Raw genomic sequence first — 23,711 nt, 5'->3', positions numbered from 1 at the left:
TCCTTATCCTACTAAACTTTTTACAAGCTCTGCACCGTTTTTAAGATTGGTTGCTGCTTTGATATTTTTAAGATTTGAATTATCTAAAATTGTCTTTGCTTCTGCTGCGTTAGTGCCATCAAGACGCACTACAATTGGAATATTTACCTCAACATTCTTAGTAGCTTCTAAAATTCCATTTGCTATCCTATCACAACGAACAATACCACCAAAGATATTGATAAATATAACTTTTACATTTTTATCTCTTAAAATAATTTCAAAAGCCTTTGCAACAGTTTCTGGAGAAGCTCCCCCACCTACATCTAAGAAATTTGCAGGTTTTGCACCACTATAATTAATAATATCCATAGTTGCCATTGCTAGACCCGCACCATTTACCATACAAGCTACATCTCCATCTAATTTCACATAGCTTAAGCCAAATTCAGCCGCTTCTCTTTCAGCAGGATTTTCTTCAGTAGTATCTCTAAGTTCAGCAATTTCAGGATGACGATAAAGCGCACTATCATCAAAACTGCATTTTGCATCAAGGGCATAAAAATCCCCTTCTGCAGTTTTAATTAAAGGATTAATTTCAAGCATATTCATATCTTTATCCATGTAAAGCTTATAAAGTTTAGCTATCATAGAAATGAGTTTTTTGCCTTCATCTTTATCAAGTCCCAAAACTCTCGCTACTTCAAGTCCATGAAACATTTTAAATCCAATTTGTGGATCAATACCTACTTTTGCAATTTTTTCAGGACTTTCTTTGGCTACTTTTTCTATATCCATCCCTCCTTCACTTGAAGCGATAATGGTAATTTGCTCTGCCATTCTATTAAACAAAATAGCCAAATAATACTCTTTTACTATATTAGCACCACTTTCTATATAAAGTTTTTGCACAAGTTTGCCTTCAGGTCCTGTTTGATGAGTTACTAAATTCATTCCTAAAATTTTACTTGCATAATCTTTTACCTCATCTAAATTCTTAGCGATTTTAACACCACCACCAAGACCACGGCCTCCTGCATGAATTTGAGCTTTAACTGCCCAAACACTACCGCCTAATTCTTTAGCATTAGCCACAGCTTCATCTACGCTAAATGCAACTTTTCCCTTTAAGGTAGGGATGCCATTGTCTACAAAAATTGCTTTTGCTTGATACTCATGTATGTTCATTTATTCTCCTTTATATTGATATTTGATTAAAGATTTTTCTAATTTGTCTTTTTCTTGCAAACTAAGATCCATTTTCATGATTTCAATCACACCTTCAAGTCCTAATCTTGCCATAACTCCCAAGGCTTTGTTTTGCACTCCAAATTCTCCATGTAAAATCACACTCATAGGTAAAAACTCGCCACTTCTTATAGACTCAAGCATTCTTATACAAGCACTAGCAGGGGCTAAATAAGCTGAAGTTTTAAGATGTTTGATTACTTTAGCTCCACCTGTTTTAACTTCATTTTCTAAATCCTCAAATTCTTCTTCATTTAAAAATTCGCTTATATTTTTATTTTTAACACTTGCGTAAGATTTTACCAAAACCATATCATCATTATGAAAACCAATAAGTCTTGTATCCACTCTTGACATTTTGACATTAAGTTTTTTGGCAAGTTCATACTTAAATCTTGCATTGTCTAAAACACCCGCCATGGCTATAATTTTCTTTGATGAAAAAATCCCGCTTTCATAAAGAGTATTAAGTAGAAAATCCACAGGATTAGTTAAAATAATAAAAAGCGGATCTTCTGTAAAATCTTTAATTTTTTTAGCACAATCAAGCATAATGCTTGTATTTAACTGAAGCAATTCTTCTCTACTTTGCCCATCTTTTCTAGCAAAACCTGCACTAAAAAGCACTATATCTGAATTTTTGGTATGAGTATAATCTTTAGTGCAAAGTAAATCTATATTTAAATTTAAAGCAGCTATGCTTTGAGTAAGCTCTAGTTCTTTTGCGTAAAGCAAATCCTCGTTAATATCTACTAAAACAATTTCATTTGCTATTTCTCTTAAAATCAAAGCATAAGCTACGCTTGAACCTACATTGCCAGCCCCTATAACAGTGATTTTCATCTTTGTCCTATTTTTTCTAAAATAGCGTTAAAAGTTGCACTTGGACGCATAATTTTATTTGCTTTTTCATCATCAAATTTATAATACCCACCCAAATCCACTTTCACACCTTGTGCATCGTTAAATTCGGCTCTAATTTTTTCTTCATTAGAAGAAAGCTCTAGGGCAATATCTTTAAAAAAGCTTTGAAGCTCCATATCACTTGCCTGTCTTGCTAAATGATTTGCAAAATACATTGCTAAATAAAAATGACTTGTTCTATTATCATCTTCTTTGACTTTTCTTGATGGAGCTTTATTATTTTCAAGCCATTCGCCTATAGCCTCATCAAGACATTCTGCTAAAACCTTAGCTTTATGATTGCCACACTTATTTGCATAAAATTCCAAACTTGCTTGCAAAGCCAAAAATTCACCCAAACTATCCCAACGCAGATGATTTTCTTCGACTAATTGTTCTACTTGTTTAGGTGCTGAACCCCCTGCTCCTGTTTCAAACATAGCTCCACCATTTAACATAGGCACAACAGAAAGCATTTTTGCACTTGTTCCAAGCTCTAAAATAGGAAAAAGATCGGTTAAATAATCCCTTAAAACATTACCCGTGATAGAAATAACATCTTTACCTTCTCGGATTAACTCTAAACTTCTTAAACAAGCTTCTTTTGGAGTTAAAATGGCTACATTTTTACCCTTTTCTTTTAAACGATTTTGTACCAAAGTTATCATGATTTTATTACTAGCTCTTTTGCTATCTAACCAAAAAATAGCTTCGGCTCCACTAAGTTCTGATCTTTCTATACCTAAATCAATCCAATTTAACACTGCATCAAATTTAGCCTGATTAGCTCTATAAATATCACCTTTTCTAACCTTATGTTCTAATAAAACTTTACCGTTAGAAACTATTTTAAAAGTTCCTTCTTCTTTAGCCACAAAGGTTTTATCGTGCGATCCATATTCTTGAGCTTTTTTAGCCATTAAACCTACATTAGATACACTGCCAAGTTTTGAAGGATTTAAAGTACCATTTTTATGCAAATCTTCAATAACTGCCTCATAAATAGTTGCGTAAGTTTGATCAGGAATTACAGCATTTGTGTCCTTTTCCTTACCTTCCTTATCCCACAATCTTGCGCCATTTTTAAGCATTGCAGGCATAGAAGCATCAACGATAACATCGCTTGGAACATGAAGATTTGTAATGCCTTTATCTGAATTTACCATAGAAATATCTGCAGATTTAGCTAAAATTTCATTGTATTTTTTTAAAATTTCATCTTTTTTGCTTGAATTTTCGATCTTACTTAAAAGCTCACTTAAACCATTATTTGGATTAATGCCTAATTTTTCAAATTCATCTTGAAATTCGATAAATAATTCTTTAAAAAATACTTTTACCGCATAACCAAAAAGTATAGGATCACTTACTTTCATCATTGTAGCTTTTAAATGCAAAGAAAAAAGCACATCATCATCTTTGCTTGCTTTAATTTCTTTTGCATAAAATTCCTGAAGTTTTTGCACATCCATAAAAGTAGCGTCTAAAATTTCATTTTTTTCAAGTTTTAAGCCCTCTTTTAAAATTTCTTTTTTACCATCAACGCTTGTAAATTCTATATTAGCCACACAATCTTGATCGATTAAAACCGCTTTTTCATTAGAGAAAAAATCCCCTTCTTTCATATAAGAAACACGAGTTTTTGAGTTTGGATTAAACTCAACCACACGATAAGGATTGTTTTTTGCATAATCTTTTACCGCTTTTGTTGAACGACGATCTGAATTTCCTTGTCTTAATACAGGATTAACCGCTGAACCTAAAACTTTTTGATATTTTGTTTTAATTTGCAATTCTTCATCATTTTTTGGCTCATCTGGGTAATTTGGTAACATGTAACCCTTATCTTGCAATTCTTTAATCGCCGCCTTAAGCTGAGGAATAGAAGCTGAAATATTTGGGGTTTTAATAAGATTTGCATCCGATCTTTTGACAAGCTCACCTAAAAGTTCTAAAGCATCTTCACATCTTTGTTCCTCTTTTAAATACTCACTAAAAGTAGCTAAAATCCTTCCAGACAAAGAAATATCCGAGGTTTTTACTCCTATATGTGCCCTACTTAAAAAAGCTTTCACTATAGGCAAAAACGAATAAGTCGCAAGAGCTGGAGACTCATCTGTTAAGGTATAAGTAATTTGCATTTTTAGTCCTTTAAAATACTTATTTTTATTTTCATTTTTAAGTATATTACAAATAAAAAAAAATGCAAGAGTAAGTTTAAAGTTTGTTTTAGTTTTCAAACAAACTTTAAATATTTTTAATTAAGTAAATTAGCAGGAAGTTGTATGATATTTTTAATAAGATTAAAAGGGGTTTTTAGAGTATCTGTTAAAATTTCGGTATGAAATTTAGGGTCATCTATACTTCCATCTATTTTTAAGTTTGTGCTAATTTCTTGATTTTTACCTAAAATTACATAATTTAAAATTGGAACCTTGGATATAGCTTCTGAAGCTGATTTTAAAGTTTTAAGCTCTAAACTAAAATCCACTGTATTTAATCTTAAATTTGCTGATCCTAAACCATATATATCTACACTATCACCATTTAAATTAATAGCCGAAACACTTAAAAGATCTTTTTTTCTATTAAAAATAATCTTTCCATCATGTAAGCTTAAACCTTTTTGATTAAAAGTTGGAGATTTAAACATCAATAAACTTGGTACAGTATCGATAAAGGAAATAAGCTGATTTATACCTTTTAAATCCTTCACATAAGTATTTTTAAAATCGATCTGTCCATCAAAATACTCCAATCCACTTCCTTTTATACTTAAGTTAAACACTCCATCTTGAACAGCTTGTTTTTGTAAAAACTCATTTAAATAATTATCATCAATATTGCTAACGTTTAAATTTAAATCATTAGAAGAATAATAAAGATCAAATTTTGCATTTCCTCTAGAACCTTTAAGATCTAAAGCATTGCCTTTTAAATCAGCTTCTACTCTATCAAAAGCCAAAGTTTTATTAGAATCTGCCAAAATTAAAGCTACATTTGCTCCACCAAAACTAATATTTTGGGTATTAGTAGCAATATCAAATGTTGAATTTGAAGAGTTGGAATGTTTTCTATAAATATAACTTAAATTTTTTAAATGAATTTCTTTATTATCAGAACTTATTTTAGCACTTGCTGTATCACTTTGAGTATGAATTTCCATAATGCCCTTATTTTTTACAATATCAAAGCTATCATTTTCATAAGGAGTTTGACCGTTGATAAGTAAATTATTTTTAAAATAAGCATCATTAACACTTGCATTAAAATCTTCAAAATTTAAAGTTTTATAATAAACATTTTTAGCATCGATAAACCCAAGCTTTTTAAGTAATGGAGAAAATGAAAATAAAATCTTAGGATTATTAAGATTAGCCTCAAGTCCATCTTTAAAATTTAAAATCAAATTCCACTGAGGAATGCTAATGTTAACATTTTGCGAATAATCTAATTTTACTTCTACATTTTGATTTTTTAAATCTAAAAGCTCTCCATTGTCAAAATAAAGCCTTGAAATCTGAGTATTGAAATTTCCTTGCTGTTTTTGTAAGTCAAATTTAGCATTAAAATCAGCTTCTAAAAAGCCATTTTTAACACTGGCATTTTCTATATTTAAATCATTTTGATTTAATTTTACAAATGCTTTTATAATATTAAAATCAGCCAAAGAAATACTAGCATTCTCTAAAGCTAAAATACCACTATAAGAAATTTCACCCTTATCATGAAAATCAATTTTAAGCTCCAAATCACTTTTAATTTTTCCGCTTTTTTGATAAAAAGGTAGTGAAAAATGATAATCCTCTAAAGCTTTAGCAAGTTTTTCGTCAAATTTTAGATTATCAGACTTAATGCGCAAATAAATCCCAACTTTTTTTTCATCAAACAAATCATATAGATAAACCTTACTAGAACTTAAATCAGCACCATTATAGAAAGCTTTATTAAAGACAAAATCAAGCTTTTGTTTGTTTAAATTTAAATCGAGTTTTGGAATTTCAATAGCATTCATTTTATCATCCAAACGAACTTTGACATTATTAACATAACCTGATGCGCTAATATTGTCTAAATAATAATTATCTTTAGTAAAATCTATAAAGCCCTGCAAATAATCTAAATGATAAAATTCTCCCTTAGCCCTATATGCTACCCAAAGATTTAAACTCTGCGGAAGTTCTATTCTTTTATTAACTCTTTTAAAAATTTCCGTAATATTTCTAATGTTTAAATCTTCTATTTTATAAGCTAAATTTTTATCTTTGTAAGAGATGCTTGCGTTAAAGTCAAGCAATTCTCCACTTGCTCTACCTTGAAAATAATAAAACTCGCTCTTAGTATTGATACTTAAATTTCCATCAATACTTAAATCATAATCTTTTAATAAAAGTTTTTTAATATCAGCTATAAGTTCTTTATTTTGACGCTGTAATGTTAATTTTAAAAACAATAAATCATTATCTATAAAAAATTCATTATCTTTAAATAAAATACGCACATGATTATCTTTTATATTTAAATTTTGTATATCAATCTCTTTAACAAAAGTATATAGATATTTTAAATTTTTTGTTATTTTTAAAATCTCTGTTGAAGCATTATCAGAAGAGTGGGTTTGTGATGAAATTTCGGAATTTTGAGTCTCATTTATAGTGATATTTTTTGCTCGTACAATTAATTTTTTATCTAATTTAATATATAATTGTTCCAATTTTAAAAAATCAAATTGGATACTAGAGATGACAATTCCATTTTTAAGCACTATAAACAAAGCTAATATAAGCACAACAAAAAATACAACAATATATAAAATTTTCTTTTTCATACGCAACTTCTTTTTGATATTTATTTTGGGGATTTTTTATTATCTAACTCAGCCTTTAAAAAGCAATTCTGTGGTATTTATTCCCCAAGGTTCAATTTCTCAAATTATAACATATTTAAAGCAAAATAAATATCAGATGAGTAATATTGATAAATATATTTTATTTTTTTTAGGACACCCTCAATCAGGCTGGATCAACATAGGTACAAAAGATTTAAATAGAGCTGAATTTCTACATAAACTCACTATTGCTAAAGCAGCACTTCAAACCATTACTCTTATCCCAGGAGAAACAAGCGTAATCTTTCTAGAACAAGCAGCCAAACAACTTGGACTTGATAAAGATATACTTTTAAAAGAATTTCAAGCTCAAGCTCCTTATGATGAAGGAGTTTTTTTACCAGAAACTTATAAAATCCCGAAAGGCATTACAGAAAATCTACTCATTCAAATGCTTTTAAACCATGCTGAAATTTCCAATAAAAAAACTTCTGAGAAAATTTTTGGTGATTATAATCCAAAAAAATGGCACCAATATATCATCATCGCTTCTGTAATACAAAAAGAAGCTGCTAATGACAATGAAATGCCTATAGTTGCAAGCGTAATTTACAATCGACTTAAAAAAGGTATGAAACTTCAAATGGATGGAACTTTAAATTATGGAATTTATTCCCATGTAAAAGTTACCCCACAAAGAATAAGACAAGATAATAGCTCTTATAATACCTATAAATTTACAGGATTGCCTAAAGAAGCGGTTTGTAATGTTTCTTTAGCTGCTATTCGTGCAGCTATTTTTCCTTTAAAGACAGATTATTTATATTTTGTGCGTGATAAAAATACTGGAGTTCATATTTTTAGCACAAATATAGATGATCACAATAAAGCCATAAATTTACAAAAAGGAAAATAATTTTTGATATTTTTATACAAAATAGTTAAATTGGAACAGTATTTGCTTGTTAATATTAAAAATTATAAAAAGGATAAAAAATGATTAACCCATTTAAATCAAAAGAACTAGTCACTGGTGCTTTAGCGGGTAGAAATCTAAGAAATCAACTCATCAATGCCAATCTTGCAAATGTTGATACTCCTTTTTATAAAGCAAGAGATATTGAATTTGAAACAGCTTTGGTAAATCGTGCAAATGAAATTTTCAAAAAAAATGACAAAAAAGAATTAGAATTGGCAGTAACCGAAGAAGGGCATCAAAAACCTTGGAAATTTCCTGATCCTAGTAAATCTACTATTTACTTAAGAGATGGTCATTTGGCAAGAAATGATGCAAATACTGTTGATCTAGATGTAGAAACTACAGAAATGAGTAAAAATACAGTTATGATAACAGCTCTTGATGGAGTTTTAAGAAGACAAAGCAATATCTTTAGTTCTATACTTGATGCAAGCTCTAAATTAAGTTAAAGGTAAATTATGGCATACTTAAGTGATTTTGATATTAGTGGTTATGGTTTAAGTGCTCAACGTTTTAGAATGAATGTTATTAGCTCTAATATAGCTAATGCAAACACTACAAGAACAGCTGAAGGTGGGCCTTATAGAAGACGCGAAGTGATCTTTAAAGCAACAGATTTTGATAAGCTTTTAAATGAGCAAATTAACAAAGATAATAATTTTTTAAAATATGAAAATCCTTTAAATGATCCAAGTTCGCCAGAAGAAGCTAAACCTGCTATTCAAAGTGTTGTAGTGGATAAAGTGGTCAGAGATGACAAAGATTTTCGTATGAAGTATGATCCAAGCCATCCTGATGCAAATGCTGAAGGTTATGTAGCGTATCCAAATGTAAACCCTGTTATTGAAATGGCAGATTTGATTGAAGCTACAAGAGCTTATCAAGCCAATGTAAGTGCTTTTACAAGTGCAAAAACTATAGCTCAAAGTGCGATTGATTTATTAAGAGGATAATAAAAAATGAACAATATTAATGATTTAAGATTAAATAATAATATTTCAAATACCAACAAAAGTCAAAATTCCACAGGAATTGGTGATGAATTTGCCAAGATGCTTAAAAATGAAATCGATGATTTAAATAAAGCACAAGAAAGTGGAGAAGCTGCAATGACAGACATTGCCACAGGACAAGTAAAAGATTTACATCAAGCAGCTATAGCTATCACTAAAGCTGAAAGCAGCATGAAATTTATGCTAGAAGTAAGAAATAAAGCAATCAGTGCTTATAAAGAAATCACAAGAACTCAAATTTAAACCCTAATGCAAGAATATAAAAAAAATAGGGTTTCAAAAGTTGCCTTTGCCTACTGCATGGCACTTTTGTTTATGATTATTTTTATCAGCTCTACTTTTTTTCTTACATCAAAACGTCATATACCTAACACTGAAAAAGATCAATACGCTCTTGCTCTAAGAGGATCGATTATAACCAAAGATAATTTTACTATCACAAGTTCTAAACAAATTTATCGTGCTGAAATTGATCTTAGAAGCATTAACAAAGATAAATTTGATCTATTTTTAAAGCTTTTTCAAATTTATAGTGGGATAAGTAACGATCAAGTAGCAGATATTAAAAAAAGAATGCAAAATCAAAAAAAACGCTCTTATAATTTTGTTCTTTTACAAAACTTAGACTCCAAGCAAGCAAGCTACCTTAAAGATCTTGCTAAAAAACTTTATATACAAGGTTTTTTCAAAGCTTTTACAAATAACTCAGGAAGAGTTGAAACAAGAGGATTAAATATCATCGAACATGAAGAAGATAGAATTTACATGTCAAAAGATTCTTTTACTCCTATTATCGGTTATACTAAAATGATATTAGATCCAGAAAGTGGAATTTTAAAAAATATAGGAGTTAAAGGTTTAGAAAAATACTACGATGCATGTCTAAGCCCTGTTCAAAATGAAAAAATTCAAGGACTTAAAGATATAGGTGGAAATATTATTTTAAATCTAAATTCACTACAACAAAAAAAGATCAATGGTTGTGATTTATATTTAAATCTTTCTTTAAAACTGCAAAAAAGTATAGAGAAAGCTATAGATCAAAGAAATGAGGATTTAAAAGCCAATGAAATCATCGTTGGGGTAATGGAAAGTAAAACAGGAAGAATTTTAGCTCTAGCAAGCTCAAGGCGTTATGACCCACAAAATCGCGGAAAGGATCTATCAGTTCTTAATGCAAGCGCTATAGAATACGGCTATGAAGCAGGTTCTGTTATCAAACCTTTTATCTTTACAACAGCCTTAAGACTTGGTAAAATAAAAATGGATGAAGTGATTAATACTTATGGCGGTTCTTACAAGCTAGGACGTTTCACCATCAAAGACGATCACAAAATGGACAAAATGACTATGGAGGAAGTTATAAGATATTCTTCAAATATAGGCATGATACAAATTGCTAAAAGGCTTAACAATATAGAAATCGTATCAGGACTTAAAATATTTAAATTTGGCGAAAAAAGTGGTATTGATCTACCCTATGAACAAAAAGGAGAAATTCCAAATCCTAAGCGCTTAAGAGATATAGAAAAATCTGTTTTAAGTTATGGTTATGGACTTAAAACAACCTTTATACAACTCCTTGCAGCTTATAATGTTTTCAACAATGATGGGTTTTATATCACACCACGTTTAGCTGAAAAATTCTATCAAAATGGACGCTTTACAAATCTTGATGATGATGTAAAAAAAGAAAAAATTCTTTCTAGCGAAGCCGCTAAAACGATGCAAAATGTTCTTATAAATGTTATAGAAAAAGGAACAGGAAAAAAGGCAATTACACAAGGTATTATTGCAGGAGGTAAAACAGGAACGGCAAGAATAGCCGAAAGACAAGGTTACACCTCAAATCGCTACAATGCATCCTTTTTTGGTTTTGCAAATGATTTAAATCACGCCTATACCATAGGAGTTCTCGTAAGACATCCTACTAAACCTTATAGTTATTATGCTGCACAAAGTGCTTTGCCTATGTTTAAAGATGTTGTTGATATTTTAATCAATGAAGAATTTCTAACGCCTATACAAGACAATAACCAAACTAGCACAAACAACTAGTTTGATATATCTTTAGAAAATATCACCTCAACAGCACCTATAAGTTCTTCAGCAATCTTAGCAGCAAAAGTTGTATCATTAAGTATTGAAATTCCTTCAGCTGTTGTGATTTTTCTTACTGAAATAAGATGTTCAACATTGCTCAAGGTTAAAGTATCGATTTCTTTTAAAATTTCTTTTCCTTTTTGAAGATTTTTAATAATCAAATAAAGCTTTTCACGATCTTCAACAACTCTAAGCTCTTCGATACTTCTTAAAAGCTCTCCTAAATTCGATCTAATTTTATTGTACTCTAAAGCCAAAAATTCATTAGAAGAACTAGAATATTTCTTAATATTTGCTTGGATAATTTTTAAATTTTTAGTTGTTTCGGCTAAATTTTTAGCTGCCATCTTAAAGGTAAAAATTTTATGATTCTTTGTTTCATCGTTAATATAAACTTGTGCTTTAGTTGAAAAATCGATAATAGCTTCAAAAAGAACCTTTATCCTAGTTTGATACAAATAGTCCAAATCCACATTTTTACTAAACCACTTTTTATTTTCTAAAATTTCTTTAAAACTTTTATCACTTTGTATATCTTTACGACTAAAACCTATAGCATGAGCAACAATTGCATAGGTATTGTTATAAAGATGCTCGCTTTCTTTCCTTAAAGCTTCGATGGCTGTGTCACTAAACTTAACCAAACTACTATCAAGATATAAAGGCTTGTCTTTATTCTTATCTTTAGGAGCTTTTACTATCTTATTTAAAAAAAGAACAATTTGAGGAGTAAAGAATGAAAAAAGCACAACACCAATTAAATTAAACAAAGTGTGAAATAATGCTACTTTCAAAGCTATATCTTCTATGTTTAATACAATGGATAAAAAATTAAGAAAATGTATAAAATAAGGAAAAATAAGCACTATTAAAAAAGCTATACCAAAATTAAAAATACAACTTGCAAACGCTAATTTCTTTCCTTCAATATTGGTACTTAAAGAAGCTAAAACAGCCGTTACAACTCCTCCAACACTAGTACCTAAAGTTGCTGCTAAGGAATTTTCAAACTGATTTGTCCTGCAAGTAAAGCAGCGACAATAATAGCCATTGTAGCTGTGCTTGATTGTATAACTCCTGTAAGCAAAGCACCTAATCCTAAAAAAACAAAAACTCCTTTAAAACCAGCAAAATCAAAACGAGAAAGATCAATTATATGTTTAAAATTTTCAAAACCACTTTTAATATAATCCACACCCAAAAAGAAAAATCCTATACCAATAAAAATATTACCCAAACCTTTTAAAACACTATCTTTTTGAAAGAAAAATAATACTCCAATAATCAAAAGTGGGATAGCTAGCATTGAAATTTTAATATTTGTCAAACCAACAATCAGCCAAGAACTTGCCGTATTTCCTAAATTTGCTCCAAAAATAATCCCTATGCCCGCACCCAAAGAAATAAGCCCTGCACTCAAAAAAGAAATCGTAATAATAGAAACTAAAGTTGAAGATTGCATAATTAAAGTACTTAAAGTACCAAAAAGTATACTTTTTATCTTTGTATCGGTTGACTTCGCTAAAATTTTTTCAAGCAAACCACCACTAAAAGCTTTAAAACCTATACCTAAATTAGTCATTCCAATAAGAAGTATTGCCACTCCTGCTAAAAGATTGGCAAGCTCGTCATAACGAATTAAAATAAAAATCAGAACTAAAGTAAAAATACTCCATGAAATAAATTTAAAATATTTTAAAGAATTTCTTTCCTCTTGCAATGCCTAACCTTTTAGTTTTTCAAATTCATTCATCAGAAATTCTCTTAAATTTTCGGCTTCTTCTTCGCCTTTTTCTAGATACTCAAGCAATAAATTTTCTAATTCCTTTAAAAAAGAAAAAAGTTCATTTTGCCAGATACTATCGTTTTTATTGCTTAAATTCATGGTTTGTATGAAAGTCAACTCTCTGCTTAAATCCCCAAGTTTTTCTAAAAATTCATCTTTTTGATCAGAATTTTTTAATGCTAAATTAGTATTTTGGACATTTTCTTTAAATTGTCTGATTTTTTCATCGATTAAATCGCAAAATTTCGGATAAACATCCATTTTAATAGGCTCTAAAAGGGTTTGCTCGTCTATATTTAAAGTAAGCTTTTTAACAGCAAAATAAAGAGCTAAAAAAGACAAAGCTGCTATGAGTAAATAAATTCCTAGCATTAATAACTCTTAAGGGCTAGCATTCCGCCATCTAAATTGATGCTTTCAAGTCCCAATTTTTCAGCTATAAATTCAGCTGCAACCATGCTTCTATGGCCACTACGACAAATAAAAGCAAGTTTTTTACTTTCATCTCTTTTGCTTTGAAATTCATCTAAAAATTTAGCATTTAAAAGCCCTTGATTATCATATAAAGCCACACATTGCGCATTAGGTAAAATACCTTCTTCCCATTCTAAAGGAGTACGCACATCAAAAATTTGATATGCGTTTAAATCTTGCTTTGTCCAAAGACTTGCAGGGATATTTTCTATCATGAAAAAGCCTTATTGATAATTTTTGCAAGGCTTGCATTAAATTCAGCAGGATTATCCACTCCCATACCTTCGCTTAGTTTTGCCATATTTAAAACTAGGGTTGCTATATCTGCACTAAAACTTTCGTTGTTTTTAAGACCTGTAAAAATAGCGTGCTTTGGATTGATTTCTAAAATAGGTTTGAAATTTTGTTCTTGACCCATTTGTTTTAAGAGTTGTTGCATAGCAAAATCAGGTTTATTTTTATCGTAAACTATACAACTTGGGCTATCTTTCAAGCGACTGGTTAGTCTTACATCTTCAACTTGATCTTTTAGAAGTTCTTTAAATTTAGCTACAAGTGGAGCAAAAGTATTTTTTTCTTCATCGCTTAGTTCATTTTTATCTTCTACTTGATTAATGGCTACAAATTTCAAACCTTCAAATTCTAGCATAGGAGTTACTAAAGAATCAATCTCATCATCCATGAGTAAAACTTCTATATTTTTTTGCTTATATTCTTCAAGTAAAGGAGAGGTTCTTAATAAACTTTCATTATTTCCTGCTATATAAAAAATTTCCTTTTGCTCGCCTTGAAGGTCATTTTTATACTCTTCTAAAGAGCGTAAATTTTCACCTTTGGTGCTTTTATAAAGCATGAGTTTTAAAAGACTGTCTTTTTCTCCGCCAAAACCATAAAGTCCTTCTTTTAATACCTTACCAAAGGTTTTAAAGAAAGATAAGTATTTTTCTTTATCATTGTTTTTAAGTTTTTCAAGTTCACCTAAAATCTTTTTAACGCTAGCTTCTTTAACACCTTTTAAAATTTGATTTTCTTGTAAAATTTCACGGCTTACATTAAGTGGTAAATCTTCTACATCGATAATCCCACGCACAAAACGCAAATAAGTTGGTAAAAGTTCTTTATCATCATCGCTGATAAATACACGTTTTACATAAAGTTTTAAGCCGCTTTGATAATCCACACGGAATAAATCAAAAGGTGCATTTTGTGGTATGAAAAATAAGGAATTGTATTCTAATTTTCCTTCGCTTTTAGTGTGAAGATAAAGTAAAGGTTTGTTTGAATCATGAAAATTTTGCTCATAAAATCTTTCATAATCTTCTGCTTTAAGGCTTGATTTTTGCATTCTCCATAAAGCGTTGGCTTTATTGATTTGAGAAATTTTAAGTTCAGTTTTTCCTTCTTCTTCGCCCTCTTTAGCAGGAGTAAATTCTTCTTTTTCCATGAAAATTGGAAATTGAATATGATTAGAATATTTTTCTATAATGCTTTCGATTTTATAAGTATTAGCAAACTCATCATCTTTTAAATATAAAGTAATGCTTGTTCCTTGTTCTTCTTTGCTTGCGTCATTAATCTCATAACCATTTGCATCGGAACTCCAAAGATAAGCTTTATCATCTAAAGCTTTTTTACTTAAAACTTCGATTTTGCTAGCCACCATAAAAGCAGAATAAAAACCTACTCCAAATTGTCCTATGAGTTGAGAATCTTTTTTAGCATCACCGCTCAAATTTTCTAAAAAGCTTTTAGTGCCGCTTTTTGCTATGGTTCCAAGATTGTTGATAAGATCATCTTTATCCATACCTATACCATTATCACTAATACTTAAAGTTTTTTTATCTTTATCAATTTTGATTTCAATTTTAGGTTCAAATTTTAAGCTTTTATATTTATCATCACTTACGCTTAAAAAATTAAGCTTATCTAAAGCATCGCTTGCATTTGAAATAAGTTCTCTTAAAAAAATTTCTTTATTAGAATATAAAGAATGTATCATAAGCTGTAAAAGCTGATTGACTTCGGTTTGAAATTGCATTTTAACTTCCTTTGTAATTTTTTAAAGTGGTATTTTAGCAAAAAATACAAATTCTAAAGTAAATTTAAAGATTTATTTGAAAATTATAAAACCAAGCCATGCGGCAAATAAGCAAAGAAAGACATTTAAGATAATATTTAACGCAAAATGAGGATAATTTCCACTTTGCAAAAGAAGTAAATTTTGATAAGAAAAAGTAGAAAAAGTTGTAAAAGCTCCTAAAAAACCTGTACTTATAAAGCTTTTAAGTAAAGGAGATAAACATTTATTTTGTGCATAAGAAAACAAAAGTCCTATGATAAAAGAACCCAAAACATTAACAAAAAGAGTTCCAAGGCTGATAGAATAAGGAAAAAATTTATTCACTAAATTAATAGAAAACATTCTTAAGATTGCTCCTATAAATCCCCCAAAACCAACAACTAAAAGGGTATTTAGCAAAGCTTAGCTCTTTCTTGATCGAGTAATTCTTGCATTTTTTTTCTAGTGTTTTCAAGCCATTTTTCATCATTTGTATCGACTAAATCCATACAAATGATTTTAAGCACTCCGCTGCTTGCACTAAAACTTTTTGTGTCTAAAATTTTTGCAGAATCCACAATTAAAATGGGTTGAACTTTAAGATTTAATTTTTCACTTAAAATTTTTGCTCCACTTTGAAATTTAAGCATTTTTTCATTTTTAGATCTAGTTCCTTCTGGAAAAATAGCCAAAACCCTATCTTCACTAATTCTTTCTTTTGCTTCTTTTAAAACTCGTACCAAATCACGCGGATTTTTTCTATCTATACAAAGAAGTTTTGGTTTTTTCATAGCAACTTTGAAAATAGGAATTTCTCCTAATTCTTTTTTGGCAATCCAGCATAAATTTTTAGGATATAATTCTTCTAAAGCGATGATATCTAAAGCACTTTGATGATTCATTAAAATCATCTGAGCTTGCGGATTAAAAGTGCCAATGATTTCTTGTTTATAAGAGATAGTATATCTTTGAAATTTAGCCCAAATTTTGCGGATTTTCCAAAGTGTGTTTTGAGATTTTGTAAAGCAAAAACAAAAAATCACCAAAGCAACACTTAAAACAAAAAAAATCCAAAAATAAAGAGCTTTAATTTTTTTGTAAATCATCTTTATTAACCCAACCTATTTTTCCATCAGAAAACAGTACTTTAATATAATTTTGTCTTTTGCCCAAAACTTCTACTTTTTCATCTGCATTTGCCGTATAAAAATAAGTTGAAGGCTCTGTAGGTAAGATTTTAGCCCTAGAACCAGCCTTGATAATTGCATTTTGAGTATTGGTATCTACAAGAAAACTAAGTACAAAACAAACAACTGCCAAAGCCAGAATAATGTAATTTTTTCTCCATACAAATAAAGCTCCAAATAAAACCGCTAAAAACCATAAGGTATATTGTTTATAAATATTTAAGTCTTTATTTACAGGATTTAAATCACTCTGAGTGCTGATCTCATCGTCACTAATTTTTAGTTTTAAATTTATATTTTCAAGCTTTTTACTGTCCTTATTGAAATACGAAAATTCAAAATTTGTTTTACTTAATGGCAAAATAGCATAATAAAAAGCACTAGAAGCATTAAAGTCCCCTTTTAAATTTTCAATACCTTGCTTTTGAATTCCTTCTATAAAAAAGCTTTTAAGATTTGTATTGGTTGCGTTTAGTTCTACCATCATAATGATATTAGCATCATCAAAATAACTCGCTTTAACTTTTTTAATTTCCAAAGAACTTGCCACAAGGTGTGAAAAATCTTTATTGGATAAAGTATTTTCAAATTTGATAGGATTAAGATTGATATCAGCCTCTTGAAAAGCTTCATTATTTCTAAGAAGTTTGATAGAAATTTTACTCAAACTAGCATTTGAATTTTTGGCTTCAAACCATAAAGTTGTTTTATATTCGTTATTGATAAATTCCCATTTTGCATCTGGATTTAAAAAAGATAAGTTAGTTTTTTCTACGCTTATGTTAAAATCAAATTTTGTATTTTCCGTAGTGCGAGCATAGATCGTAATAGGAAAAACTTCTCCAACATATACCCTACTTGGATATTCATTATTTGTAAGAACCAAACTCCCTTTAGCTACAAAAGGATCATCTACATTGCTTTCAAAGTCATTGTTTTCATCACTTGGCGGAATATTTTGATAAATTTTTTGTTCTTCTTGGGGTAATTTTTGTAATTCTTTTTGCATATTTTCATCTTGGCCGCTAAATACAGAAATTTCACCCCTGCCAAACAATACAACAACACTAAAAATTAAAGTTAATAAAATTTTCAAAATAAAAAGCCTTTAAGCATTTTCAAACCTATATCATTACCTAGGACTTTTTCACAAGCACGCTCAGGATGTGGCATGAGTCCAAAGATTTTTTTGTTTTCATCACAAATTCCTGCGATATCAAATACAGAACCATTTGGATTTGGCTCGTATTTTAAAGTAATAAGATCTTTATCTTGCAATTCTTTTAAAATAGCCTCATCAGCGTAATAATTTCCCTCTCCATGGGCAATTGGTAAATTAATAATTTCATCTTTTTTGAAATTTTTCAAAAAGGCATTACCATTAGAAACTACTCTTAAATTTTGGTTTTTTGAGATAAAACTAAGATTGTTATTATGCTTCATTGCACCTTTTAAAAGACCGCTTTCAAGTAAAATTTGAAAACCATTACAAATACCTAAGATATATCCTCCCTTTTTTGCATGATTAAAAACACCTTGCATAGCAGGAGCAAGTTTTGCAATAGCTGCACATCTTAGATAATCTCCATAAGAAAATCCGCCTGGCAAAACAACTAAATCTGCATCAAATTCTTTTTCTTCATGCCAAATAATCTGCGTTTTTACTCCAAGTTTTTCAAAGGCATAAGCTGTATCAAATTCACAATTTGTCCCTAGAAATCTAATAATAGCAACTTTCATTTTACTCTTTCTCAATTATAAGCTCATAATCTTCAATGACGCTATTTACCAACAACTCTTCACACATTTTTTTTACTTGTTCTTTGGCTAATTTTTCATCTTTCTCATCAAGAGAAATTTTGATTTGTTTTGCTATTTTTACTTCTTTAACACTATTAAAATTTAAAGAATGCAAAGCTTTTTCCACCGCTTTGCCTTGTGGATCTAAAACCCCATTTTTTAAAGAAATATTTACAATAACTTCCATATTTTTCCTTAATTTAATATTCTTTTTAAAACTTCTTCATAAGCCATTTTTACATTACCTAGATCTTGACGAAATCTATCTTTGTCCAATTTTTCATTACTAAATTTATCCCAAAATCTACAACTATCAGGGCTTATTTCATCGGCTAAAACAAGTTCATTATCTTTAGTTAAACCCAGTTCGATTTTAAAGTCAATCAGCCTTAAATTTTTATTGTCAAAAAATGGAGTTAAAATAGAGTTAATCTTTCTAGCCATATTTTTAATTTCACTAATTTGAGCTTCATTTTGCACTAAATTTAAAATCAAACAATGCTCATCATTGATAAAAGGATCGCCTAAGGCATCATCTTTAAGACAAAATTCCACCAAAGCAAAAGGTAGCACAGTGCCATCTTTAATGCCCAGTCTTTTTGTAAGAGAACCTGTTGCAACATTGCGTACTATAACTTCAATAGGAACAATTTTACATTTTTTAACCACTTGTTCTGTATCGCTTATAGTTTCTACCAAATGGGTTTTAATCCCATTTTTTTCGAGCAAATGAAAAATTTCAGTACTGATTTTACAGTTTAATGCACCTTTTCCACTTTCATTGCCTCTTTTTTCTGCATTAAAAGCAGTTAAATCATCTTTAAACTCACTAATTAGTAAATTTTCATCATCAGTTTTGAAAAGTTTTTTACCTTTTCCTTCGTAAAGCATTTCTTTTTTTGTCATTTTATTGTCCTTGTTTGATATTTAAAATTTTAATAGTATCAATAGCTGATTTTAACTGCGCGTCATCATTGATTTGTTTTTGACTGATTAGATTTTTATTGTCTTTATTTTCTTGTTTATCTTCTTTTTTATTTTTATCTATTTTTTCAAGCTCGCTTTCTAAATGTTGTTTTAAGTCGCTTTCTTTTATAGAAAAACCATCTTCTTGAGTATTTACTTTACCTGGAAAAACTTCAATATCAGGTTTTACACCCACTGCTTGAATAGTACGCCCGCTTGGAAGATAATATCTTGCGATAGTAAGCCTTAAAGCTTCAGTTTTATTAATAGGTATGATTTGCTGAACACTACCTTTTCCAAAAGTATTTTCACCCACAATAACACCGCGTTTAAGATCTTGTAAAGCTCCACTTACGATTTCACTTGCACTAGCACTTCCACCATTTACAAGCACAACCAAAGAAGCATTAGAAATTTTGTTTTTAGGATCGGCTTTATATTCTTGATTTTCACTTGCGATGCGTCCTTTTTGAGAAACAATAACACCTTTATCTACAAATAAATTTACAAGTCCTATGGCTTGATTTAAAAGTCCACCAGGATTATTTCTAAGATCTAAAATAACTCCTTTAACATTAGGATATTTTTTAAGTTCTTTACTTGCCACATCTACAACATTTTTATCAAAATTTGTAACCCTAAGATAAAGAATGTTTTCATTTTCTATCATTTTTGCATAAACACTTTCTATCTTAATAATTTCTCTTGTAAGTGTAACATCAAAAGGTTTTGTTGTACCTTTTCTAAAAATGGTTAAAGTGATTTGAGTTTTTGGCTTACCACGCATTTTATCTACAGCATCATTGAGATTAATTCCTAAAGTGGCCTTATCATTAATTTTTAAAATAATATCTCCTGATTTTATCCCTGCTTTATCTGCTGGTGTTCCTTCTATAGGAGAAACAACTGTTAAAGCGCCATCTTTCATACCTACGGTTATACCAAGGCCACCAAATTCACCATTGGTTTGAATTTTCATATCATTAAAATCTTTTTCATTTAAAAAAGAAGAATGCGCATCAAGATTGCTTAAAAGTCCTGATAAAGATTTATCCACCAAATTGCTGATATTTTGATCATCCACATAGTATTGCTCTACTATAGCAAGAGTTTTTGTAAGCTTATCTAAAGCTTCTAGGCGTTTTTGAACCTGCTCTTCTTTTTGATCAACTTTAGCTTGTAAATGACTTGTTAAAAATAGACATAAAATAAAAGTAGTGGCAAAGCCTGCAAGACCCGCAAAAAATCGTTTTGTTTTCAAAATAAGCTCCATCATTGAGTTTTAGTTTAATTAGTTTAAAGAGTAAATTTTAATAAAAATTGCTTAAAACTTCGTAAATAAATTTAAATTCTTAAAAATATGTTAAAATAGACTAAAAATTCCAAAAAGAAAGTTAATACAATGTGCCAAGAAAAACATACTCATACACATTCTCAAAAACATCTTAAAGCAGTTTGCAATCGTCTAAGTAGAACCATAGGGCATTTAAGCGCTATTAAAAGAATGGTTGAAAATGACAAAGACTGTAGTGAAATTTTAATCCAGCTTGCTGCCGTAAAAGCCGAAGTTAACAATACTGCAAAAGTAGTTTTAAAAGAACATTTAGCTCATTGTATGGTACATGCTATAGAAGAAAATGATATTCAAAGTATAAAAGAACTAAACAAGGCTATAGATATGTTTATGAAATAATCTAAAATTAGTCATTTGTCCTATTATTTAAAAAATTTTACTCAATTAACTTGACATTATATGACTAAAGTTATATAATAGCAAGTATATAAACTAAATAAAGGATAAAACATGGCAAATATACAAGATTTTTTAACTGATAATATGCTTTCAAACCTTGAAAGTGCAGCATCTTTAGCTATACATTCTAAAAATAATGAAGTTGTACCTTTACATCTTTTATGGGCTTTAAGCGTAGATAATGCAAGTATTTTAAATCAAATTTTAAATAAATTAAATATTTCTAAAGAAGCCTTAGAGCTTGAAATTAAAAGCAGAATTTCAAAACTTGCAACGAGTTCAAATGTAAACCGTGAAAATATACGCTTTTCCAATGAACTTATAAATTCATTAGAAAATGCTAAAGGATTAATGAGTGCTAATGGAGATAGTTATTTAAGTGTGGATACTTGGCTTATAAGTGAAAGTCAAAAAAGTCCTATTAAAGAAATTTTGGCGCAATTTTTAGATTTAAGAGAATTTCAAAAAGAGCTTGAAAGTCTAAGAGCGGGACGAAAAATGGATAGCAAAACAAGCGATGAAACTTTAGATAGCTTAAATAAATTTGGTATAGATTTAACCTTAAAGGCAAGCGAGGGTAAACTTGATCCTGTTATAGGCAGAGAAGAAGAAATCGAACGTTTAATGCAAATTTTAATACGCAAAACCAAAAACAACCCTATACTTTTAGGTGAACCAGGCGTAGGAAAAACAGCTATAGTAGAAGCTTTAGCACAAAGAATTATTAAAAAAGATGTTCCAAAATCTTTGCAAAATAAAAAAGTCATCGCTCTTGATATGAGTGCTTTAATTGCAGGTGCAAAATACAGAGGAGAATTTGAAGATAGATTAAAAGCTGTGGTTAATGAAGTGATAAAAAGTGAAAATATCATTCTTTTTATCGATGAAATTCACACTATAGTAGGAGCTGGAGCGAGTGAAGGCAGCATGGATGCGGCAAATATTTTAAAACCTGCTCTTGCAAGAGGTGAACTCCATACCATAGGTGCAACTACTTTAAAAGAATATCGTAAATATTTTGAAAAAGATGCAGCCTTGCAACGCCGTTTTCAACCTGTAAATGTAGGTGAGCCAAGTGTTAATGAGGCTTTGGCTATGTTAAGGGGTATAAAAGAAAAGCTTGAAATTCATCATAATGTAACCATAAATGATAGTGCTTTAGTAGCCGCAGCTAAACTTTCAAAGCGTTATATAACAGATCGTTTTTTACCTGATAAGGCCATTGATTTAATCGATGAAGCTGCAGCTGAACTAAAAATGCAAATTGAAAGCGAACCAAGTTCTTTAAGAAAAGTACGCAAAGATATAGAAACTTTAGAAGTTGAAAATGAAGCTTTAAAAATGGAAAATGATGAAAAAAATCAAAAAAGACTCGATGAAATCGCAAAAGAACTAGCTAATTTAAAAGAAAAACAAAATGCCCTAAATTCACAGTTTGAAAATGAAAAAAGTGTTTTTGATGGCATAAGTGCTAAGAAAAAAGAAATTGATCTGCTTAAAAATGAAGCTTCTTTGGCTAAAGCTAGAGGTGAATTTCAAAAAGCAGCCGAGCTAGAGTATGGAAAAATTCCAAGTCTTGAAAAAGAAGTAGAAATCTTAGAAGATAAATGGAAAAAAATGAGTGAAAATGGAGTTTTACTTAAAAATCAAGTGGATGAGGATTTGGTTGCTGGAATTTTAAGCAAATGGACGGGTATTAGCGTGCAAAAAATGTTAACTTCTGAAAAACAAAAATTCTTAGAAGTGGAAAAACATTTAAAAGAAAGTGTCATAGGACAAGATAAGGCCTTAAGTGCTTTAGCTAGAGCCATTAAACGTAACAAAGCAGGGCTTAATGCGGACAATAAACCTATAGGAAGCTTTTTATTTTTAGGGCCAACAGGGGTAGGAAAAACACAATCGGCTAAAGCTTTGGCAAAATTTTTATTTGATGATGAAAAAGCAATGATTCGCTTTGATATGAGTGAATTTATGGAAAAACATAGTGTTTCAAGACTCTTAGGTGCGCCTCCAGGATATATAGGACATGAAGAAGGTGGAGAGCTTACTGAAGCCGTACGAAGAAAACCTTATAGCGTACTTTTGTTTGATGAAGTTGAAAAAGCACATAAAGATGTATTTAATGTGCTTTTAGGGATTTTAGATGATGGTAGAGCAACCGATAGCAAAGGTGTAACAGTGGATTTTAAAAATACCATTATCATTCTAACTTCTAATATCGCCTCAAGTGCCATTATGAATTTAAGTGGAAAAGAACAAGAAGATGCGGTAAAAAATGAGTTAAAAAATTTCTTTAAACCTGAGTTTTTAAACCGTTTAGATGATATTATCACCTTTAATCCACTTGGAAAAGATGAAGCTTATGAAATAGTCAAGCTTTTATTTAAAGATTTACAAATGAGCTTAGAAAACAAGGGAATAAAAGCAAGTTTAAGCGAAAATGCAGCCCTTTTAATCGCTAAAGATGGTTTTGACCCTGATTTTGGTGCTAGACCTTTAAGAAGAGCTATTTATGATCTTATAGAAGATAAATTAAGCGATATGATACTTGCTGATGAACTTCATGAAAATGATAGCATTATCATTGATGCAAAAGATGATGAAATAATCATCAAAAAAGCTTAATCATTTTG

Annotated in this window: 20 protein-coding genes and 2 pseudogenes; 7 read left to right on the top strand and 15 right to left on the bottom strand. The window is 29.9% G+C overall.

What is annotated here, in order from left to right; all coding sequences use genetic code 11:
• Nucleotides 1-3 precede the first annotated feature (3 nt).
• The 4 genes from sucC to FBF21_RS02785 form a co-directional block, all read right to left on the bottom strand.
• A complete protein-coding gene (sucC, locus tag FBF21_RS02800; RefSeq protein WP_002858590.1) occupies nucleotides 4-1,167 on the bottom strand; it encodes an ADP-forming succinate--CoA ligase subunit beta in 1,164 nt (387 codons plus the stop codon).
• Complete coding sequence (locus tag FBF21_RS02795; protein ID WP_002858544.1) at nucleotides 1,168-2,070, bottom strand: malate dehydrogenase; 903 nt, start codon at nucleotides 2,068-2,070, stop codon at nucleotides 1,168-1,170. It lies immediately after the preceding gene.
• Nucleotides 2,067-4,271 carry an NADP-dependent isocitrate dehydrogenase gene (locus FBF21_RS02790; protein WP_002867678.1) on the bottom strand — a complete coding sequence of 735 codons (2,205 nt, stop codon included), beginning with the start codon at nucleotides 4,269-4,271 and terminating at the stop codon, nucleotides 2,067-2,069. Before FBF21_RS02790 ends, FBF21_RS02795 begins: the two co-directional genes overlap by 4 nt.
• Before the next feature lie 116 nt (nucleotides 4,272-4,387).
• Entirely contained in the window at nucleotides 4,388-6,958 is a 2,571-nt protein-coding gene (locus FBF21_RS02785; protein WP_002869869.1) for a DUF3971 domain-containing protein, read from the bottom strand.
• Between FBF21_RS02785 and mltG the strand changes: the two genes are divergently transcribed.
• The 5 genes from mltG (at nucleotide 6,873) to FBF21_RS02760 (ending at nucleotide 11,008) form a co-directional block, all read left to right on the top strand.
• A complete protein-coding gene (gene mltG / locus FBF21_RS02780; RefSeq protein WP_002859067.1) occupies nucleotides 6,873-7,874 on the top strand; it encodes an endolytic transglycosylase MltG in 1,002 nt (333 codons plus the stop codon). The genes FBF21_RS02785 and mltG overlap by 86 nt on opposite strands.
• Nucleotides 7,875-7,954: 80 nt before the next feature.
• On the top strand, nucleotides 7,955-8,386 hold the full coding sequence (gene flgB, locus FBF21_RS02775; RefSeq protein ID WP_002859066.1) for a flagellar basal body rod protein FlgB: 432 nt from the start codon (nucleotides 7,955-7,957) through the stop codon (nucleotides 8,384-8,386).
• A gap of 9 nt (nucleotides 8,387-8,395) precedes the next feature.
• Nucleotides 8,396-8,890, top strand: a complete 495-nt coding sequence (flgC, locus tag FBF21_RS02770; RefSeq protein ID WP_002855235.1) for a flagellar basal body rod protein FlgC — start codon at nucleotides 8,396-8,398, stop codon at nucleotides 8,888-8,890.
• A gap of 6 nt (nucleotides 8,891-8,896) precedes the next feature.
• On the top strand, nucleotides 8,897-9,193 hold the full coding sequence (gene fliE, locus FBF21_RS02765; protein ID WP_002856884.1) for a flagellar hook-basal body complex protein FliE: 297 nt from the start codon (nucleotides 8,897-8,899) through the stop codon (nucleotides 9,191-9,193).
• 6 nt (nucleotides 9,194-9,199) lie between these two features.
• Nucleotides 9,200-11,008, top strand: coding sequence for a penicillin-binding protein 2 (locus FBF21_RS02760; RefSeq protein ID WP_002858598.1), 1,809 nt, complete (start codon nucleotides 9,200-9,202; stop codon nucleotides 11,006-11,008).
• Here the strand turns inward: FBF21_RS02760 and FBF21_RS02755 are convergent.
• The 11 genes and pseudogenes from FBF21_RS02755 to FBF21_RS02705 all read right to left on the bottom strand — a co-directional run bounded on the left by FBF21_RS02755 (nucleotide 11,005) and on the right by FBF21_RS02705 (nucleotide 20,601).
• Nucleotides 11,005-12,773, bottom strand: a pseudogene (locus FBF21_RS02755) (Na/Pi cotransporter family protein). The gene FBF21_RS02760 and the pseudogene FBF21_RS02755 overlap by 4 nt on opposite strands.
• Before the next feature lie 3 nt (nucleotides 12,774-12,776).
• Nucleotides 12,777-13,211 carry a hypothetical protein gene (locus tag FBF21_RS02750; protein WP_002869868.1) on the bottom strand — a complete coding sequence of 145 codons (435 nt, stop codon included), beginning with the start codon at nucleotides 13,209-13,211 and terminating at the stop codon, nucleotides 12,777-12,779.
• Entirely contained in the window at nucleotides 13,211-13,528 is a 318-nt protein-coding gene (locus tag FBF21_RS02745) for a rhodanese-like domain-containing protein (RefSeq protein WP_002859921.1), read from the bottom strand. Before FBF21_RS02745 ends, FBF21_RS02750 begins: the two co-directional genes overlap by 1 nt.
• Complete coding sequence (gene htpG, locus FBF21_RS02740; RefSeq protein WP_002859920.1) at nucleotides 13,525-15,351, bottom strand: molecular chaperone HtpG; 1,827 nt, start codon at nucleotides 15,349-15,351, stop codon at nucleotides 13,525-13,527. Before htpG ends, FBF21_RS02745 begins: the two co-directional genes overlap by 4 nt.
• A 72-nt stretch (nucleotides 15,352-15,423) precedes the next feature.
• Nucleotides 15,424-15,792, bottom strand: a complete 369-nt coding sequence (crcB, locus tag FBF21_RS02735; protein ID WP_002869867.1) for a fluoride efflux transporter CrcB — start codon at nucleotides 15,790-15,792, stop codon at nucleotides 15,424-15,426.
• On the bottom strand, nucleotides 15,786-16,478 hold the full coding sequence (locus FBF21_RS02730; protein WP_002858620.1) for a lysophospholipid acyltransferase family protein: 693 nt from the start codon (nucleotides 16,476-16,478) through the stop codon (nucleotides 15,786-15,788). Before FBF21_RS02730 ends, crcB begins: the two co-directional genes overlap by 7 nt.
• Entirely contained in the window at nucleotides 16,459-17,655 is a 1,197-nt protein-coding gene (locus FBF21_RS02725) for an SH3 domain-containing protein (RefSeq protein ID WP_002869866.1), read from the bottom strand. Before FBF21_RS02725 ends, FBF21_RS02730 begins: the two co-directional genes overlap by 20 nt.
• Nucleotides 17,627-18,299, bottom strand: a pseudogene (purQ, locus tag FBF21_RS02720) (phosphoribosylformylglycinamidine synthase I). The gene FBF21_RS02725 and the pseudogene purQ overlap by 29 nt, the downstream one beginning before the upstream one ends.
• 1 nt (nucleotide 18,300) lies before the next feature.
• A complete protein-coding gene (gene purS / locus FBF21_RS02715; protein ID WP_002858611.1) occupies nucleotides 18,301-18,546 on the bottom strand; it encodes a phosphoribosylformylglycinamidine synthase subunit PurS in 246 nt (81 codons plus the stop codon).
• An 8-nt stretch (nucleotides 18,547-18,554) separates the two neighbouring features.
• Nucleotides 18,555-19,265: a phosphoribosylaminoimidazolesuccinocarboxamide synthase gene (gene purC / locus FBF21_RS02710; protein ID WP_002854922.1), complete on the bottom strand. Its 711-nt coding sequence runs from the start codon at nucleotides 19,263-19,265 to the stop codon at nucleotides 18,555-18,557.
• A gap of 1 nt (nucleotide 19,266) precedes the next feature.
• Entirely contained in the window at nucleotides 19,267-20,601 is a 1,335-nt protein-coding gene (locus FBF21_RS02705) for a S41 family peptidase (RefSeq protein ID WP_002859915.1), read from the bottom strand.
• Between the two features lie 126 nt (nucleotides 20,602-20,727).
• Here FBF21_RS02705 and FBF21_RS02700 point away from each other — a divergent pair, with 126 nt between their 5' ends.
• On the top strand, nucleotides 20,728-21,018 hold the full coding sequence (locus tag FBF21_RS02700) for a metal-sensing transcriptional repressor (RefSeq protein WP_002869864.1): 291 nt from the start codon (nucleotides 20,728-20,730) through the stop codon (nucleotides 21,016-21,018).
• 111 nt (nucleotides 21,019-21,129) lie between these two features.
• Complete coding sequence (locus FBF21_RS02695) at nucleotides 21,130-23,703, top strand: AAA family ATPase (protein WP_032590777.1); 2,574 nt, start codon at nucleotides 21,130-21,132, stop codon at nucleotides 23,701-23,703.
• Nucleotides 23,704-23,711 lie beyond the last annotated feature (8 nt).

This window comes from Campylobacter sp. CFSAN093238 (assembly GCF_012898015.1).
GTDB classification, from domain to species: domain Bacteria; phylum Campylobacterota; class Campylobacteria; order Campylobacterales; family Campylobacteraceae; genus Campylobacter_D; species Campylobacter_D jejuni.
The sequence above is the reverse complement of the archived record's forward strand: the minus strand, read 5'-3'. Positions and strand labels throughout refer to the sequence as shown.